Here is a 15,100-nt window from a genome sequence, read left to right on the forward strand (position 1 = left end):
GTTGCTGGTCGACGGCACGTTGGGCGTCGAAGGTGGATGGGAAGACGGGCGTGTGTCATCCACCACGGGACTCGGACTCACCGTGCCGCTCTTCGACCGCGGTCAGGCGCGCGTGGGCCGAGCCGAAAGCGAGTTGCGTCAGGCGATCGCCCGTCAGCATGCGCTGACGGTGGCCATGCGCACCGAGGTGCGGTCAGGATACGGACTGCTCGCGGCAGCACGGGATCGTTCGATCCTGTATCGCGACAGCATCCTGCCGTTGCGACGACGCATGGTCGATGAAACCGGTCTGCAGTACAACGCGATGGCGGTTGGCGTCTTCGGACTGTTGCAGGCCAGGCAGGCTGAAATTGCTGCTGGACAGGAATACGTCGATGCGCTTCGGGACTACTGGATTGCGCGCGCGGAACTGGAGCGGGCGGTGGGAACCAGACTGCGATGAGCACTGAAGAGCGGAACCCACAGTCCGCCGATTCCGCATCGATCGATCGCCGTTCTGCCGTGGCTGCGGGACTGGCCGTGGTGGCCGGCGCGTGGAGTCGAACGACGGTGGCGGGGCAGGAGCATGTCAGACACACCACACCCGTAGACACGCGCCCGCTCCCCTCGGCAACGGCCACTCTGACGGATGCGCCTGCGCAGCGGCCCGGTTTGCCTGGTCGGGACTACACCCCCGTGATCACACCAAACGGGACCACATTGCCGTTTCGTGTCGTCAAGGGCGTCAAGATCTTCCACCTCGTCGCTGAATCGGTGGCGCATGAATTTGCGCCGGGATTGCAGGCCGAGTGCTGGGGGTACAATGGCCGTACCAGCGGGCCGACCATCGAAGCCGTCGAAGGAGATCGTGTCAGGATCTACGTGACCAATCGTCTGCCCGCAGCTACGAGCGTGCACTGGCATGGTATTCTGCTGCCCTCCGGAATGGATGGTGTGTCCGGTCTGAGTCAGGCCCCGATTCCCCCCGGCGCCACGTTCAAATACGAGTTCACGCTTAGGCAGCACGGCACCTTCATGTACCACTCTCACCGTGACGAGATGACGCAGATCGCGCTCGGCATGATGGGCATGTTCGTGGTGCATCCACGAGCCGCGAGCGGACGTCGGCCGGACAAGGACTTCGTACTGCTCTCCAGTGAATGGCGGGTGGTGCCAGGCACGAAGCGCCCTGATCCGAACGAGATGGTGGAATTCAATGTCCTGACATTCAACGGCAAGGCCTTCCCGGGCACGGCACCTCTCATGGTGCAGCAAAACGATCGTGTACGGATTCGCCTGGGAAATCTGAGTCCCATGAGTCATCACTCGATCCACATCCATGGGCACGCCTGGACACTCGTGGGGACCGATGGTGGCGACATTCCGGAGTCAGCCCGTTGGCCGGAGGTGACACAACTCGTCCCGGTCGGCAACACCCGCACGCTGGAGTTCGTCGCCGACAATCCCGGCGACTGGGCGCTGCATTGCCACATGACGCATCACACGATGACGCAGATGGGGCATTCAGGCGTCAATGTGCTGGGGGTCGATCCGGCGATCATCGACCGGGCCGTGCAACCGCTGCTGCCGCGGTACATGACGATGGCCACGAGTGGCATGGCCGAGATGGGAGAGATGGGAATGCCGCTGCCGAAGAACAGCATCCCCATGCTGGGGGCGCCGGGACCTCACGGACCTATCGACATGGGCGGCATGTTCACGGTCATGAAGGTGCGTGAGCGCCTGCAGCCGGGAGATGAAGCGAGCTGGTGGGAGGCGCCCCCAGGTACCCTCGCCAGCGCGGCGTCGGACGATGAACTTTCGGCGGACGGCATCGATGTGCATGCCGTGTCTCGGCCGGCCACGATTCATCGTCACCCAGGAATCTCTTCACCATGACGCGCAAGCGCAGTGCCACGACCCCGAAACTTCAGGAAACGGTACGACTGGGCGCTCGGGGGCTTGGCAAGATTCTCGGAGATCTCGAGGCACGGGTGCTCGAATCGGTGTGGCGACTCGGTCTGCCTTCGCCATCGCGGGCGGTGCACGCGGAGGTGATCCGATCCCACGAAGTCGCACTGCTCACCGTGATCACGGTACTCAACAAGCTGGTCGCGAAACGTATTCTTTCGCGGCGCAAGGTGGATGATCTCTATCACTACGGAGCGCTGATGGGGCCGGAAGAGTTCCAGGCATTTGCGTCGCGCCGCCTTGCGGAAGGCGTCGTGGACTTCGCGCCCAGTCGCATGGCGGCTTCGATCGTCGATGTGCTCGCCGAGCGGGATCCGGCGCAGCTCGATGAACTGGCGCGTCTCGTGGAAGAAGCCCGGCGGCGACGTGGAAAGTGAAACGCCCCGCTACTGGCTGCGCGCGGGAACCATCGCAACGGAAGCGCGATATCGGCGGAGCCTGATTCTTGCCTTGGCGGCAATCTTGCTGCTCAGTCTCGCGCCCGTTGTCGGACGACATGTACTCGTGGTCGTGGACCGGCCCTTGTCGGGGATCGATCACCTCGGTGTGTTGTGCCTCATCGCGCTGCACGAATTGATGGCGCCGGTTCACGCCCTGCTGCATGTGCTTGTCGGTGGTGGAGCCCTGATGGCGATCGGGGAGCGGCTGCAGTTGGCATGGAAGGGCAACATCCTGCTGCGGCAGCTGTCGAGTGTTCCCGCCTCGGCCGATGTGCATCGACAGATCGTGCGTGCGGGATTGGATCCAACGCGTGTCCGGGTTGTCGAAGGGCTGCCCATGCCGGCGTTCACCACTGGGTGGTGGCGACCGCGTGTCTACCTGGCGCAGTCTCTGCTCGACGGAGCCAACGCGCTGTCCGACGAGGAGGTCGTGGCTGTCCTGGCCCACGAGGCGGAGCATGTCAGGCGGCGTGACCCACTGCGTTTTGCGCTGTTGCGAGCGCTGTCCCGCACTCTGTTCTGGATTCCGGCCATCGGTGCGATTGCCGAGGATATTGCAGACGAGGCGGAGATCCACGCCGACGATGCTGCCAGTCGTCGTACGGATCCTCTGACACTGGCCGGTGCGCTCGTCAAACTTGGTGCGTGGCGTATTGCGCCACCGCACACCCGGATTGCCGGAGATGTTGTTGGCTTTGTGCGCGGCGGGATTCTCGATCGACGGGTTCGTCGGCTGGCCGGCGAAGGCTTTGCCCCGCGGTCGCGTCTGACCACGCGCGCGATGCTGGGAGCGCTGGCGGCGTTGTGCATCACGGTGGCTTCCGGCATCGTGGACATTCACGGAATGCCATTGCATCCCACGGTTGGGCAGCCAGCGGCGGGACACTGCGCGCACGAAGGGTTGACCTCGTATCGGCATCTCTTCTGTCGTTGGGGTATCGCGGGCACATGGTTGCCGCGAGGTGGAGCCGACTGCCCCCATTTCCAGGCTTCTTTGTGAATGAAATTTTACGCATCGTAAAATGTCGCGATGAACACCGGTCACCGATGACGGGTGTTTGCCTTCCCTCTTCCTGGAGCACCGCATGACGCGATTCCTCACGCTGGTCGGGCTGGGCGCCGTGTTGGCCACCGTCCCTGCCGTTCCCGAGGCGATGAATACGCCTCACGCCAAACTCAAAACATCGTTGCCGGCGGCCGGTTCCACGGTCAGTACACCAGCAGAAATCCGGCTGACCTTCACGGAACCCGTCGAACTGGGCCTGTCGAAGGTGACGTTGCAGAAGGCCGGCAAAGAGATGGACGTTCTGAGCAGGATCACCGCCGACCAATCCGCCCCCGAGACGCTGGTGGCGTCGGTGACCCAGCCTCTGGGACCCGGCAGCTACACTGTGCAATTCAAGGTCGCGGGTGACGATGGGCATCCGATGGGCGGATCCGTCACGTTCACGGTGAAGTGAGGGCGTCGATCATGGCAATCTTCTCACAGCGGTTGGCAATCTTCGGCATGCTCGCGATGATCCTGGTGGCGGTACCGGGGCGAGCGCAGGCACCGACGGAAGCGCGAAAGGTGGAGGCTACCATTCGCGCCGCCTTTGCGGCAGCGGAACGCGGCGACATGGCGGCCCTGGATACCCTCTATGCCGGCGACAGTCTGACCGTGTTCGAAGGCGCAGGCGTCAACAATGGATGGACCGACTATCGGGACAATCATCTCGGCCCCGAGCTCAAGGAGATGAAGGAGTTCCGCTATCGTCCGATCGCCATTCAGGCCCATGTCTCCGGCAATCTGGCCTGGGCGACGGTGCAGTACGCGTTGAGTGCGCAGATGAATGGGCGGTCGATCGACAACTTCGGGCGTGGCACCGTGATTCTTGAAAAACGTGGCGCGCGATGGGTGGTGCGTCATACGCACACCGCATCGCGCGCCCGAAGACCGTCCGATCCGCCGATGCCACCGTCCAACGGTCGGTGACAGCAGCCCGCGAAGAAAGCGTTCAGGTACCGGTGCACCGGGTGCGGACCATCGGAAAGCTCGATCCGCGTGTGCGACCGTTCACCGTTCCGGAGATCATCGCCACCACGGAGTCGGCTCGGATGCGTCGGTAGCTGATACGCTGCGGAAAGTCGTGCTGTGGGTTCTCGAAGGTGACCACCGTATCGGTGATCGACACCACTGGAAAAACAGTCTCCGCCTGGCCACTCGGCGTTGCGACGTAAGCCAGGCGGTCACCGTGGTGGGCAATCCGCAGGAATTCCCAACTGCGCGTGGTATCCCGTACGACCGTTCGGCTTATGCCGACCATCGTGCCACCGCGGGGCGCCATCCACTGCTCCTCGGTGACTCGACCTGGTGCGTGCTGTGCCCAGCACCCGGAAAGCCATTGCAGACGGGCGATTTCCGACGTGGTCACTACGGCTTGCGCGCCGGCTGAATGCGAAACGCTGAGCAGTAGTGTGCCGCCGGCCAGGATCGTGCGGAAAAGTCGGGACATGGGCGTGAGATGCGGGGAGCCACGAAGAGGATCCCCTATCGTAGCCTGGAGCGGAGCGCTGTCCTTGGACAATTGCGACAGGCTGCGCTGAAGAGTCGATTTCATGACGATGATCTATCACGAATGGTCTGCTGTGGCATGCTCCAACGGCCTGGCGGTGTGTGGATGGCGCCTGCGTGAAGCGCCTCACACGCCACCGCATATGGCTACAGGGTCGCCGCCGTCCGAACAACTGGCTCCCGAGCCTGCACTGCCTGACGGGTGTCCGGAGCTGCTGCTGAACTTCGGAGATCCGTTCGAGCACCACGCAGCGGACGGCACTGTTCGCACCCAGCCGCGCGCCTTTCTGGTGGGACAGATCACCCGACCCTTCGATGTACGACCGACCGGTAAGGTCGATCTGGTTGCGGTGCGGTTCGAGGCGTACGGCGCTTGGTCTCTGACAGCGCCGCATGCGCCGCCGACCGACGACTGGATCGATGCGCATTCTTCGAAAGACACGATGCGCAGTGTGCAGCAGCTGTGGAACCAACTCGCGCCTCTCGATGATGGCGGTCGTGAACAGGTGATCACGGACTGGCTCGCGCAACACGTCCGAATGGCCCCGCGCGCCGATGAGGTCGTGACGGCATGTGTGCAGGCGCTGCGGGCTTCCGGCGGCGCGGCCAGCATTGAATCGCTCGCGGACCACAACCAGGTCGCGCTGCGCACGCTGCAACGCCGCTTTCAGGCGCAACTGGGCGTCTCGCCCAAGTTGTTCGCACGTATCGTGCGATTTCATCGGGTGTGTTCGGCGTGGCGCCGTGAGCCAAGCACACTGGCGCAGGTGGCTGCCGACAGTGGCTACTGCGACGAGTCGCACCTCGTACGCGATTTTCGTGCGTTTGTCGGTGAGCCGCCGGCAACGTTCCTTTCGGCGCTGCCGGCGTTCACCGCATTGTTCATTCCTCATCAATGACATGTGGATGGCGGTCTGCCATCCTGGTATTCAATGCGAGGCAGACCGGGGTACATCGTTCTCCCGGTCCTGCTTCGAGACTTCGTTCAGATCTATGCGCTGCGGCGCAGGCCACCACGCTGACCGCTCAACATCGGCGGCCGGTTGGCGCGTGTGCCGTTGCTGCGCACCGGACCGGAGGACGACAGAGTGAACTCGTTCACGAGTCCGTTCATCGTCGTGGCCTGACCCGCCAGCTCCTCGGCGGCACTGGCCGATTCTTCGGCGTTGGCCGCCACCTGCTGGGTGACACCGTTCATCAGGTCGACGGCGCGGCCAATGGCCGTGATACCGTCTCGCTGCTGTTGGCTCGCGGAAGCCACATCGGCCATCACGGTGCCAACCCGGCTGACACGCTGGTCGATATCGGTGAGTTGCTCGAGGACCGCCGCATTGAGCGTCACGCCTTCGTTGGCCGTGTTGACCGACTGCTCGATGAGTTCTGCCGTCTGCCTCGCGGCTTCCGCACTGCGCAGTGCCAGACCGCGCACTTCCTCGGCCACCACGGCAAAGCCACGCCCGGCGTCGCCGGCACGTGCTGCTTCCACGGCCGCATTGAGCGCCAGCAGGTTGGTCTGGAACGCGATCTCGTCGATCGTCTTGATGATCTTGGCCGTGCTGTCGCTCGACTGCTTGATGCGCAGGATGGCGTCGGAGAGCCGTTGCATTTCCTGCACGCCACGCGTAGAGCTCTGCTGCGCCTGCGCGCTGAGTTCTCGCGCTTCCGACGCATGTTCGGCGTTCTGACGTGTCACCGATCCCACTTCCTGCAGGCCGGCCGCTACTTCTTCCAGTGACGCGGCCTGTTCAGAGGCGCTCCGGGCCAAACCTTGGCTGCCATCGGCAATCTGCAGCGCGGCACTGTTGACCTGGTCGGCCGACGCCGCCACTTCCGACAGCGTGCGATTGAGTGCCTCGGCGGCCGTGTTGAGCGCGTGGGCCAGCACCGCGTGATCACCATGCCATTCGGTGCTCATGCGCGCTGACAGATCGCGGGCGGCAAGGCGCTCGAGCGTGGTGCGGGCTTCGTTGACCGGGGCAAGCAGGTTGTCGAGAATGGCATTGAGACCACCCACGAGATCCCGGAACGCACCCTCGAAGGAGGCCACCTGCGCGCGGTCACCGAGGCGACCGTCGATGGCGGCGGTCGTGAGCTTGCTGGTTTCCGCCTCGAGCGCGACCAGCGTGCCCTTGAGGCGCAGCATCGCCGCACCCAGCACGTCCCGCTGACCGCGCACCGTCACGGCCACGGTGACGTCACCCGATGCCAGTCGATGGGCAACTTGGGCGAGGTCGGCGTCGGCGCGTGCCATGCGCTGCATGGCCCGGGCGAGGTCGGCCACTTCGTCCTTTGCATTCTGATCGTCAAAGGCCACCTCGCAGTCGCCTTCGGCCAGCTGATTGGCTACGCCGGTGAGTTGGGCCAGTGGCTGCGTGATGCTCGTATAAATGCCGCGTGCCACCACGAGGCCGAGGATGAGGGCCGTGAGGCACAGTCCCACGATCAAGACGATGCCGCGAATGGCCTGTTCCTCGGCCACCTTCGCTTCGGTCGCCAGGGCCTGATTCTGCGTGGACACGAGTGAATCGATCGACTCGATGTACGAACGCAGCGACGGCAGCACGGACGACGTGAGCAGCACTTCCGCCTGCTCGATGTTGCCCGCCTTGCGCACCGCGGCCGCGGAATCGAAGGCCGCAGCGTGCACCACGCGCAGGTCCTTGATCTTGCGGATCTGCGTGACCATGGCCGTGTCACCGCGGAGCGAATCGGTGGCGAGCGAATCGAGTACGGCGTAGGCGCGGTTGATGCGTTCACGCGAGTTCGCGACCCCGGCGCTCGACTGTTCGATCAGGTCGGCCGACGTGGCCGCGAACAGAGCGAGCTTGAACCGGGCCGCTTCATTCACGGCATCGATCAGGGAGTTGGCCGCGAGGCCTTTCACCGCCACTTCACGGGTGGCGATGTCGACGGTGTGGCGGAGCGACTGCACGCGCACCGTGGCGATGGTGCCCGTCAGGCCCAGCAGCAGCAACAGCAAGCCGAAACCGGCGATGAGCCGGTTGCGAACGGTCCAGCGACGCATGGAAATCTCTATGTAAAAGACGAGCGGAAACGCTCAGAACGAAAACGTCGTGCCCACGAAGCCCCACCGCTCCGTGCGAGCACTGCCGGGCGTCTCGCGAAGAAACGCGCCGGGCACCACGAGGGCGCCGCCAAAAATCAGGCGCCAGTGTGTCGTGGCCTTCCAGGTGCCGGTCAGGTCGTACTCGTCGGCAGCATGTCGTGCGCGCGAGTTCCCTGCGGACCGGAAGACCGAGTTCTGCTTGGTGTAGATGCCATCGTCGAGACGCAATCGGTCGAACCGATAGGCCGCTCCACGAAGGTTCAACGACGTGAATGGATCCCAGGTGCCGATCGCGTGCAGTTCGCGCACGTTCGGCCGTCCAATCACATCGGCATAGCCGCCATGCGCGTGTGCAGCGGGATACAACACGGCAAAGGCTTCAATGCGTCCCGTGGTTCCGGGCCGTTCTCCACTCGCCTCCTCGACGCCCACCGCAAGCGCGGGTTTGCCGCTGAGGCGTTTCCATTGCCATTGTCCTTCGCCAATCCAGAACCAGCCATCAATCACATTCGCCCCGGCACGACCACTCTGGTGTGCGCCCTCGAATTCGAGTGAGCGTCCATGTGCGGCATTGGCCGCGGTCCCCCATTGCCATTGCGCGCGACCGCCCGTCGTGAGCCGCCGTGTGAGCGGCGCCGACGGATTGCTGCGGATACGCTGTTCATACCAATACCCCTGCCACGTGGCCGGCAGCCCACGCAGCAATGGCTTCGCGCCGGCCGCACTGCCGAATGAGAGCGTGTGCAATCGGGCGTTGCTGTCGGGGCGGTTGGAGGCCGACTGACGTACCACCATTGGACGTGCATCGATGGCTTCAAAGGCGAACGCACCACGCACCAGTTGCAGACGCGCGCCTTGCGAGCCGCGACGGGTGTTCGCCCAGTCCGGTACACCGATCAGACGTTCGCGATTGAGCGCGATCTCCTGACGGCCGACACGCACGAACGACTTTCCGAAACCGGCATCCACATAAAGGTTCTGAATGTCGTGCCGGTCTGCGTCCGTCGGACGTGCACCGCCAGGCAGCGTGCGCCCGTAGCTTTGCGCATCACGCCCCTCCGCGAACACCCGGCCGAACCACCGCTTGGTGTTGCCGGCTACGAGGTCAGCGCTCAGTAGCAGGCGCGACTGGCCATGGTCATCATCGATGGCCCCGACGTTGAAGGCCCGGAAGAACTCCTCGCGCCAACGCGCCTGGCCGGAAATGGTCAGCCGGACCGGGTAATGCCCGGCGATCGGCATGTTCTTGAAGGTTTCATCCCAGCGCGTCTTGCGCACTTCACGCGAAACGGGCGTGGGAACGATGGGCGCCGGCGTATCGCCCGGGACGACCGCCGCAGCGGAGATATTGGTAGCTGGCTCGGTGGATCGTGAAGACACTGCTGTCGGCGCTTGGGAAGACTGTGCCAGCGCCGGCACCGCCACGACCAACAACAGAGCACACGGCCACCGGACCAGGTCGAGACGAGTCGGCATGGTTCGGGGCAGAGAGCAATGCATGGACACCGAACGTGGTGTCGTCATGTTCCAGTATCGGGACTCGCGAACAAAGGTTGAGTGCTAAGTTTTTTCGCGCCAATTGTTGTCGTCCGGCATTACACCCCGGGCGGTTGTATCACACCAGGCTCTCTCCAGGAGGAGTCATGATCCGCAAGGTGCTGCTCGTTGTGCTGTTGCTGGTGGTCGTGCTGCTCGGCTATGCGAGTACCAAGCCGGATAGCTTCTCGGTGGAGCGGAGCATTGATATTGCCGCGCCGCCCGAGCGCGTGCACGCATTGATCAACGACTTCCATGCCTGGGAAGCCTGGTCGCCGTGGGCCAAGCTCGACACGGCGATGACTGTGACCTACTCCGGACCACCGTCGGGCGTCGGAGCCGTCTATGAATGGACGGGCAACTCGTCGGTGGGTGCCGGCCGCATGGAGATCACGTCTTCCACACCGGGTACGTCGGTGGGCGTGAAGCTCGACTTCCTCAAGCCCATCGAAGGCCACAATGTCACCACGTTCTCGCTGACGCCGAAGGACGGTGGCACGAACGTGCGCTGGTTGATGGAAGGTCCGGCCACCTTCATGACGAAGCTCATGATGACCGTGACCAGCATGGACAAGATGATCGGCCCCGACTTCGAGAAGGGGTTGCAGCAGCTCAAGGCCACCGCCGAGAGTGCGCCGGCAGCGACAGCGCCTGCCGCTGCGCCGGCTGTCGATTCGACCGCCGCGCCTGCCGCCACCCCCGTGGTGGGTCCGCCAGCTCCGTAGTGTCACAGCCGGCGCATGGGCCTAAAGTCCCTGCCGCCGGACCCGATATTTCCCAATGAGGCATGTGTCGTCGGTCGAACCGACACACATGCCGCCTGGGCTGCGGGATCCCGAACCGATCGAGGCAGGTCGATACTCCCGGCATCCAGGCAATGTGTTGGGGGAGTATCTCATGCAGTGGTTCACCAACTTGCCGATTGGTCGCAAGCTGACTGTCGGTTTCGGTCTGCTGGCCATTCTGTTGGCCGCCGTTGGTTACGAAGGTATCCGCACCGCGCACGCGATTGATGGTCTGATGGGTACCATGCAGACCAAGCACGCCATGCCCGCGTTGCGTCTCAAGGAAGCCAATGTGCAGGTGCTGCGCATCTCGCGCGCCGTACGGAACGCCCTGCTCGATGGCGACGCCGAGCGCATCGCAAAGCGTGCCGCTGATATTCGCGTCTACGATTCCACATTCCTGGCCGAGTTCGAGGCCTATCGCGCCCATATCGTGCGCGACGAACAGAAACAGCAGGCGACGCGGTTGCTCGAGCGCTATCGCACACTGCGCCCGCAGCAGGACGCCATCGTCGAACTGGCCCGTGCTGGCAATGCCGAAGAAGGACGCGCCCGTCTCGATGGCATTCGGGCTCAGGCCGACTCCATAGATGCGGTGCTGGACTCGCTGCAGGAGTCCAAGCTGCAATTGATGCGCGCGACCGTCGACTCCAGTGCGGTCACTGTGTCGCGTTCCATCCGCAACCTGCTGCTCATGGTGACGCTGGCGCTTGGCTTGGCTGGCGCGGCCGCAGTTGGTATCACGCGTCCGATCGTGGGCGCGCTGTCACGCCTGCGCACGGTGGCCGATGGGCTGGCACTGGGTGACACACGGCAGCAGATCGACATCACCACGCGCGATGAGACCGGTCAGCTGGCCGCGTCGATGAAGAAGATGGTGGAAGCGCAGCAGGCGCTGGCCGGTGCGGCGCAGGCGATCAGCAGCGGCGACATGTCGGTGCAGGTGACCGCACGTTCCGACCGCGACACGTTGGGACTGGCGTTCGTGGACCTGCGCAGCACGGTGCAGCATATCATTGGTGAGACGGACTCGCTGGTGAGCGCCGCCCGCAGCGGCACCTTGTCACAGCGGGGAGAGACGTCGCGATTCAAGGGCGCATACAGTCAGCTCGTGCAGGGGATCAACGAACTGCTCGATGCGGTGGTCGCTCCCATCAACGAAGCGTCTGACGTGCTGGCCCGCGTGGCCGATCGTGATCTGCGCGCGCGTGTGACGGGCACTTATGCTGGCGATTTCGAACGCATCAAGGAGTCCATCAACGTCGCGGCCACCACGCTCGATGCCGCGATGCTGCAGGTGCAGGCCGCCGCTGAGCAGGTGTCGTCGGCCGGCGAACAGATCGCCACCGGCAGCCAGGGGCTGGCCCAGGGATCGTCCGAACAGGCGGCCTCGCTCGAAGAGGTCTCGAGCAGCCTGCAGGAGATGGCGGCCAGTGCGACGCAGTCTGCTGCATCGGCTCGCACGGCACAGGCGACAGCAGAAAAAACCCGGGCGCGCGTCGTGCAGGGGCAAGAGAGCATGCAGCGCCTGTCCACGGCCATCGAGCAGATCAAACTCTCGAGCGACCAGACGGCCAAGATCGTGAAGACGATCGACGAGATCGCGTTCCAGACCAACCTGCTGGCACTCAACGCCGCCGTAGAGGCCGCGCGTGCCGGAGATGCCGGTCGCGGCTTTGCCGTGGTGGCCGAGGAAGTGCGCAGTCTCGCCATCCGCAGCGCCGAAGCCGCGCGAAACACGGCGGCGCTGATCGAGCAGTCGGTGACGACGGCCAGTCAGGGTGTTGCGTACAACGCCGAAGTCGTGGAGCGTCTGGGAGAGATCGACCGTGACGTGAACGAAGTCACGACGCTGGTCAGCTCGCTCAGTGCATCCAGCACCCAGCAGGCGGGTGCGGTGCACCAGATCAATGCGGCCGTGGATCAGCTCAATGCCGTCACGCAGCAGGTGGCGGCCAATGCCGAAGAATCGGCGAGTGCGTCGGAAGAACTCGCCGGACAGGCCATGACCCTCAATGACCTGGTGGGCAGCTTCGAACTCTCGGGTGCCACGTCATCGCGTGGCACCCGGAGTTCACGTCGTCGCTCAGTACGTCAGGTTGATCTGGTACACGGCCGTGGTGCCGCTGATTTCGTTGCCCACGATGAGGAGTGGCTTGCCGTTGGGTGACGCCTTGGCGGAGATGAAGGCGATGCCTTCGGGGCCCAGGTCACCGGTCGCACCCGAACGCGGGTTGATATAGGTGACAAAGTTCGGCGACGTGGGTGAGGTGATGTCGTATACCATCACACCGCCCACGCGCTCGAGTCCGATGAACGCAAAGGTCTTGGAGCCGAAGGTGCCGAGTGCCACACCTTCCGGTTCCGGGCCCTTGTTGTCGCTGCGATCATCGGCAGCGTTGCCTTCGTTGCTGGCATTGAATGCCACATTGGGCAGTGCCGAGGTGCGCTGCTCGAGCTGATCGCCGGAATCCCACACCTGCTGGCCCGTGGTCGCATTCCAGATGGAGAAGGAGCGGCCACCCAGGGCGTACAACGTGTCGAACTGATTGGTGGTGGCATTGCGACCGAGCATGGTCGTCACCGTGAGACGACCAAGGCGCGCCGCATCCTTGCACGGACCACCGCACACGGCGTCGGTGAAGATCGCCGGATTGAGATCGAGCGTCGATACGCGGGCTTCTTCCTGCAGTCCCGGCGGCCAGTCGCGGGCATCGCCTTCGTTGGCTGTGACCAGGTAGTGCTGGCCGGCCACTACGTACGAGGCGATCGCGTCCGGCTGATACATGCCACGCACCGGCCACGTGCGGATGTTCAGCGCGTTGTCACGGTCGCTGGCATCGATGCCATTGCCGGCGCGCGAATGGTCCTTGTAGCCCAGTGCGCGCACGGCCGTCACCGTACCAGCGGCGATGTCGACGGTCGCGATGGCGTTGTTCTCCTGCAGGGTGACCCAGGCGGTACGGCTGTCCGCCGAGACCGTGATGTACTCCGGCTCGAAGTCCTTGGCCGCCGTCGCGTTGGGGCCGTAGATGCGCACGCCACTGGCGCGCAGTGCGGCCTCCTGTCCGTTGTACGCCGCAAAGCCTGCCGTGCGCACGATCGGCGTGCTGATGTTCGCCACGTCGATGATGCTGACCGAGCCTTCCGGGTCCACGGCATAGGTGGCCGACGGTTCACCTTCGTTGGCCACCAGCACGTACCGACCGCTCGGCGAGAACGTCACCATGTCCGGCAGCGCGCCGACGGTCACATTGGACACCGCCTGCAGGTCTGACGCGCGATAGAAGACCACGCGACCGTTATCCGTCTTGACGTTGGCTTCCACGGCGACGGCCACATAGCCGCCAAACGTGGCGACACTGTTGGCGGCGGCGCCGAAGGCCGACACGCTGATCGTGCCTGCGCGGGTGGGCAGTGCCGGATTGGAGAGATCGAGCACGTCCACCGAACCCAGGGCGCCGTTCACCACGAAGAGGCGCTTGCTGGCCGAGTCGAACGCGGTGATTTCGGCCGCTCCGACACCACCGCCGGTGAAGCTGCCGATGCGTTCGAGCGTGAGGCTGTTGGGCGTCGGCTCGGGTGCCGGCGTTTCAGGGCCGACGTTGTCGTTGTCCGAGCAAGCCACCGCGATGGACAGCGGCAGCAGGGTCGTGGCCAACAGGGTGCGGCGAAGGGAGGTGCGACGCGGGGCGGTAGCCGTGCGGGAGATCGTTACCAAAGTCATGGAGAGGGGTGAAGGGAATCGTCAAGAATCCCCGGCCCCGGTCACGTCCCGGCGAACGAGACATCACCGTAGCATCACGGATGCGTCACGGTCAGGGCGCGTTAGATTGCCCGCGGCATTCCCTCCACGCCCCCCTCCTCTCCCCTCCATGCTTCCGTCGTTCCGCACCGCGCCGGTGTCCCTGACCGGTGCCCTTGGTGTGCTCGGTCTCGTCGCGTCTGTTGTGTTCTCCCATCGCGCTTCCGCCCAGGCGGGCGGCGGTGCCCCTCCCACTCCGCCGCGACTCGATGCGGCAGTGGCCGATTCTTTCGCCCGGGCCGCGCGCGCACGTCCGCGCCCCAGCACCACCGCCATTCGGGTGACCACCGCGCCCACCATCGACGGGCGTCTCGATGAGGCGATGTGGAAGGAAGGCACACCCATCACCGAGTTCGTGCAGCGCGAACTGAATGAAGGGGTGCCGGCCTCCGAGCGCACCGAGATCCGGCTCGCCACCGACGGGAAGTATTTGTACATCGGAGCGCGCATGTACGACCGCGAGCCGAACCTGATCGTGCCGGGCGAAAAGATCCGCGACGTGCAGCTCAGCAACAGCGATCACATCGCCTTCATCTTCGATACCTACCACGACCGGCAGAACGGTTTTGTGTTTGCGACGACACCGGCCGGCGTGGAATACGACGGTCAGGTGATCCGTGAGGGTGAAGGTGGTGGTGCCTCGGTGGCCGGCCAGAATCGCATGCAGGCCGGCGCGATGGGCGGCTTCAATGTGAACTGGGACGCGAGTTGGACGGTGGCCACCGTCATCGACTCACTGGGCTGGACGGCCGAGTTCCGCATTCCGTTCTCCACGCTGCGCTTTCAGGCCGGCAGCGACGATCAGACGTGGGGCCTCAATGTCTCGCGCAGCATTCGTCGCAAGAACGAAGAGCTCTACTGGTCGTTCATTCCGCGCCAGTTCAACCTGTACCGACTCTCCCTCGCCGGTACGCTGACGTCGCTCGATGTGCCGTCGCGGCGCATCCAGACGATCACGCCGTA

Annotated in this window: 13 protein-coding genes and 1 pseudogene; 10 read left to right on the forward strand and 4 right to left on the reverse strand. The window is 64.3% G+C overall.

Annotated features, from left to right (window positions below; translation table 11 throughout):
• The 6 genes from VGE27_RS14845 to VGE27_RS14870 all read left to right on the forward strand — a co-directional run.
• Positions 1-442: TolC family protein (locus VGE27_RS14845; RefSeq protein WP_331050452.1), on the forward strand; the 442-nt coding region annotated here is incomplete at its 5' end.
• The gene (locus tag VGE27_RS14850) at positions 439-1,878 is read left to right on the forward strand and encodes a copper oxidase (RefSeq protein ID WP_331050453.1); all 1,440 of its coding nucleotides are present in this window, start codon (positions 439-441) and stop codon (positions 1,876-1,878) included. The genes VGE27_RS14845 and VGE27_RS14850, both read left to right, overlap by 4 nt.
• Positions 1,875-2,327, forward strand: coding sequence for a BlaI/MecI/CopY family transcriptional regulator (locus tag VGE27_RS14855; protein ID WP_331050454.1), 453 nt, complete (start codon positions 1,875-1,877; stop codon positions 2,325-2,327). Before VGE27_RS14850 ends, VGE27_RS14855 begins: the two co-directional genes overlap by 4 nt.
• The gene (locus VGE27_RS14860) at positions 2,278-3,390 is read left to right on the forward strand and encodes a M56 family metallopeptidase (protein ID WP_331050455.1); all 1,113 of its coding nucleotides are present in this window, start codon (positions 2,278-2,280) and stop codon (positions 3,388-3,390) included. Before VGE27_RS14855 ends, VGE27_RS14860 begins: the two co-directional genes overlap by 50 nt.
• A gap of 85 nt (positions 3,391-3,475) precedes the next feature.
• Entirely contained in the window at positions 3,476-3,850 is a 375-nt protein-coding gene (copC, locus tag VGE27_RS14865) for a copper homeostasis periplasmic binding protein CopC (RefSeq protein WP_331050456.1), read from the forward strand.
• Between the two features lie 11 nt (positions 3,851-3,861).
• Positions 3,862-4,365: a nuclear transport factor 2 family protein gene (locus VGE27_RS14870; protein WP_331050457.1), complete on the forward strand. Its 504-nt coding sequence runs from the start codon at positions 3,862-3,864 to the stop codon at positions 4,363-4,365.
• Positions 4,366-4,387: 22 nt separating this feature from the next.
• Here VGE27_RS14870 and VGE27_RS14875 read toward each other — a convergent pair whose 3' ends face one another.
• Positions 4,388-4,885 (reverse strand): DUF6265 family protein, encoded by a 498-nt coding sequence (locus VGE27_RS14875; RefSeq protein WP_331050458.1) that lies wholly within the window; start codon positions 4,883-4,885, stop codon positions 4,388-4,390.
• A gap of 103 nt (positions 4,886-4,988) precedes the next feature.
• Here VGE27_RS14875 and VGE27_RS14880 point away from each other — a divergent pair, with 103 nt between their 5' ends.
• Positions 4,989-5,843 (forward strand): helix-turn-helix domain-containing protein, encoded by an 855-nt coding sequence (locus tag VGE27_RS14880; RefSeq protein ID WP_331050459.1) that lies wholly within the window; start codon positions 4,989-4,991, stop codon positions 5,841-5,843.
• A 92-nt stretch (positions 5,844-5,935) separates the two neighbouring features.
• Here the strand turns inward: VGE27_RS14880 and VGE27_RS14885 are convergent, their stop codons facing one another.
• Together VGE27_RS14885 and VGE27_RS14890 are read right to left on the reverse strand one after the other, a co-directional pair.
• Positions 5,936-7,969: a HAMP domain-containing methyl-accepting chemotaxis protein gene (locus tag VGE27_RS14885; RefSeq protein WP_331050460.1), complete on the reverse strand. Its 2,034-nt coding sequence runs from the start codon at positions 7,967-7,969 to the stop codon at positions 5,936-5,938.
• A 33-nt stretch (positions 7,970-8,002) separates the two neighbouring features.
• The gene (locus VGE27_RS14890; protein ID WP_331050461.1) at positions 8,003-9,391 is read right to left on the reverse strand and encodes an alginate export family protein; all 1,389 of its coding nucleotides are present in this window, start codon (positions 9,389-9,391) and stop codon (positions 8,003-8,005) included.
• A gap of 263 nt (positions 9,392-9,654) precedes the next feature.
• Between VGE27_RS14890 and VGE27_RS14895 the strand changes: the two genes are divergently transcribed.
• On the forward strand, positions 9,655-10,272 hold the full coding sequence (locus tag VGE27_RS14895; RefSeq protein ID WP_331050462.1) for an SRPBCC family protein: 618 nt from the start codon (positions 9,655-9,657) through the stop codon (positions 10,270-10,272).
• Positions 10,273-10,360: 88 nt separating this feature from the next.
• The gene (locus VGE27_RS14900; protein WP_331050463.1) at positions 10,361-12,502 is read left to right on the forward strand and encodes a HAMP domain-containing methyl-accepting chemotaxis protein; all 2,142 of its coding nucleotides are present in this window, start codon (positions 10,361-10,363) and stop codon (positions 12,500-12,502) included.
• Here VGE27_RS14900 and VGE27_RS14905 read toward each other — a convergent pair.
• On the reverse strand, positions 12,419-14,059 hold the full coding sequence (locus VGE27_RS14905) for a choice-of-anchor I family protein (RefSeq protein ID WP_331050464.1): 1,641 nt from the start codon (positions 14,057-14,059) through the stop codon (positions 12,419-12,421). The genes VGE27_RS14900 and VGE27_RS14905 overlap by 84 nt on opposite strands.
• Before the next feature lie 148 nt (positions 14,060-14,207).
• Between VGE27_RS14905 and VGE27_RS14910 the strand changes: the two are divergent.
• Positions 14,208-15,100: pseudogene (locus VGE27_RS14910) on the forward strand (carbohydrate binding family 9 domain-containing protein); the annotation flags it as partial.

Origin of the sequence: Gemmatimonas sp. (assembly GCF_036405635.1) — a bacterium.
Lineage (GTDB): Bacteria > Gemmatimonadota > Gemmatimonadetes > Gemmatimonadales > Gemmatimonadaceae > Gemmatimonas.

Excerpts from the sequence above, each read along its gene's own strand:
- VGE27_RS14850 (WP_331050453.1), top strand. The coding sequence starts at position 439 with ATGAGCACTGAAGAGCGGAACCCACAGTCCGCCGATTCCGCATCGATC.
- VGE27_RS14855 (WP_331050454.1), top strand. The coding sequence starts at position 1,875 with ATGACGCGCAAGCGCAGTGCCACGACCCCGAAACTTCAGGAAACGGTA.
- VGE27_RS14860 (WP_331050455.1), top strand. The coding sequence starts at position 2,278 with ATGAACTGGCGCGTCTCGTGGAAGAAGCCCGGCGGCGACGTGGAAAGT.
- copC (WP_331050456.1), top strand. The coding sequence starts at position 3,476 with ATGACGCGATTCCTCACGCTGGTCGGGCTGGGCGCCGTGTTGGCCACC.
- VGE27_RS14870 (WP_331050457.1), top strand. The coding sequence starts at position 3,862 with ATGGCAATCTTCTCACAGCGGTTGGCAATCTTCGGCATGCTCGCGATG.
- VGE27_RS14875 (WP_331050458.1), bottom strand. The coding sequence starts at position 4,885 with ATGTCCCGACTTTTCCGCACGATCCTGGCCGGCGGCACACTACTGCTC.
- VGE27_RS14880 (WP_331050459.1), top strand. The coding sequence starts at position 4,989 with ATGACGATGATCTATCACGAATGGTCTGCTGTGGCATGCTCCAACGGC.
- VGE27_RS14885 (WP_331050460.1), bottom strand. The coding sequence starts at position 7,969 with ATGCGTCGCTGGACCGTTCGCAACCGGCTCATCGCCGGTTTCGGCTTG.
- VGE27_RS14895 (WP_331050462.1), top strand. The coding sequence starts at position 9,655 with ATGATCCGCAAGGTGCTGCTCGTTGTGCTGTTGCTGGTGGTCGTGCTG.
- VGE27_RS14900 (WP_331050463.1), top strand. The coding sequence starts at position 10,361 with ATGCCGCCTGGGCTGCGGGATCCCGAACCGATCGAGGCAGGTCGATAC.
- VGE27_RS14905 (WP_331050464.1), bottom strand. The coding sequence starts at position 14,059 with ATGACTTTGGTAACGATCTCCCGCACGGCTACCGCCCCGCGTCGCACC.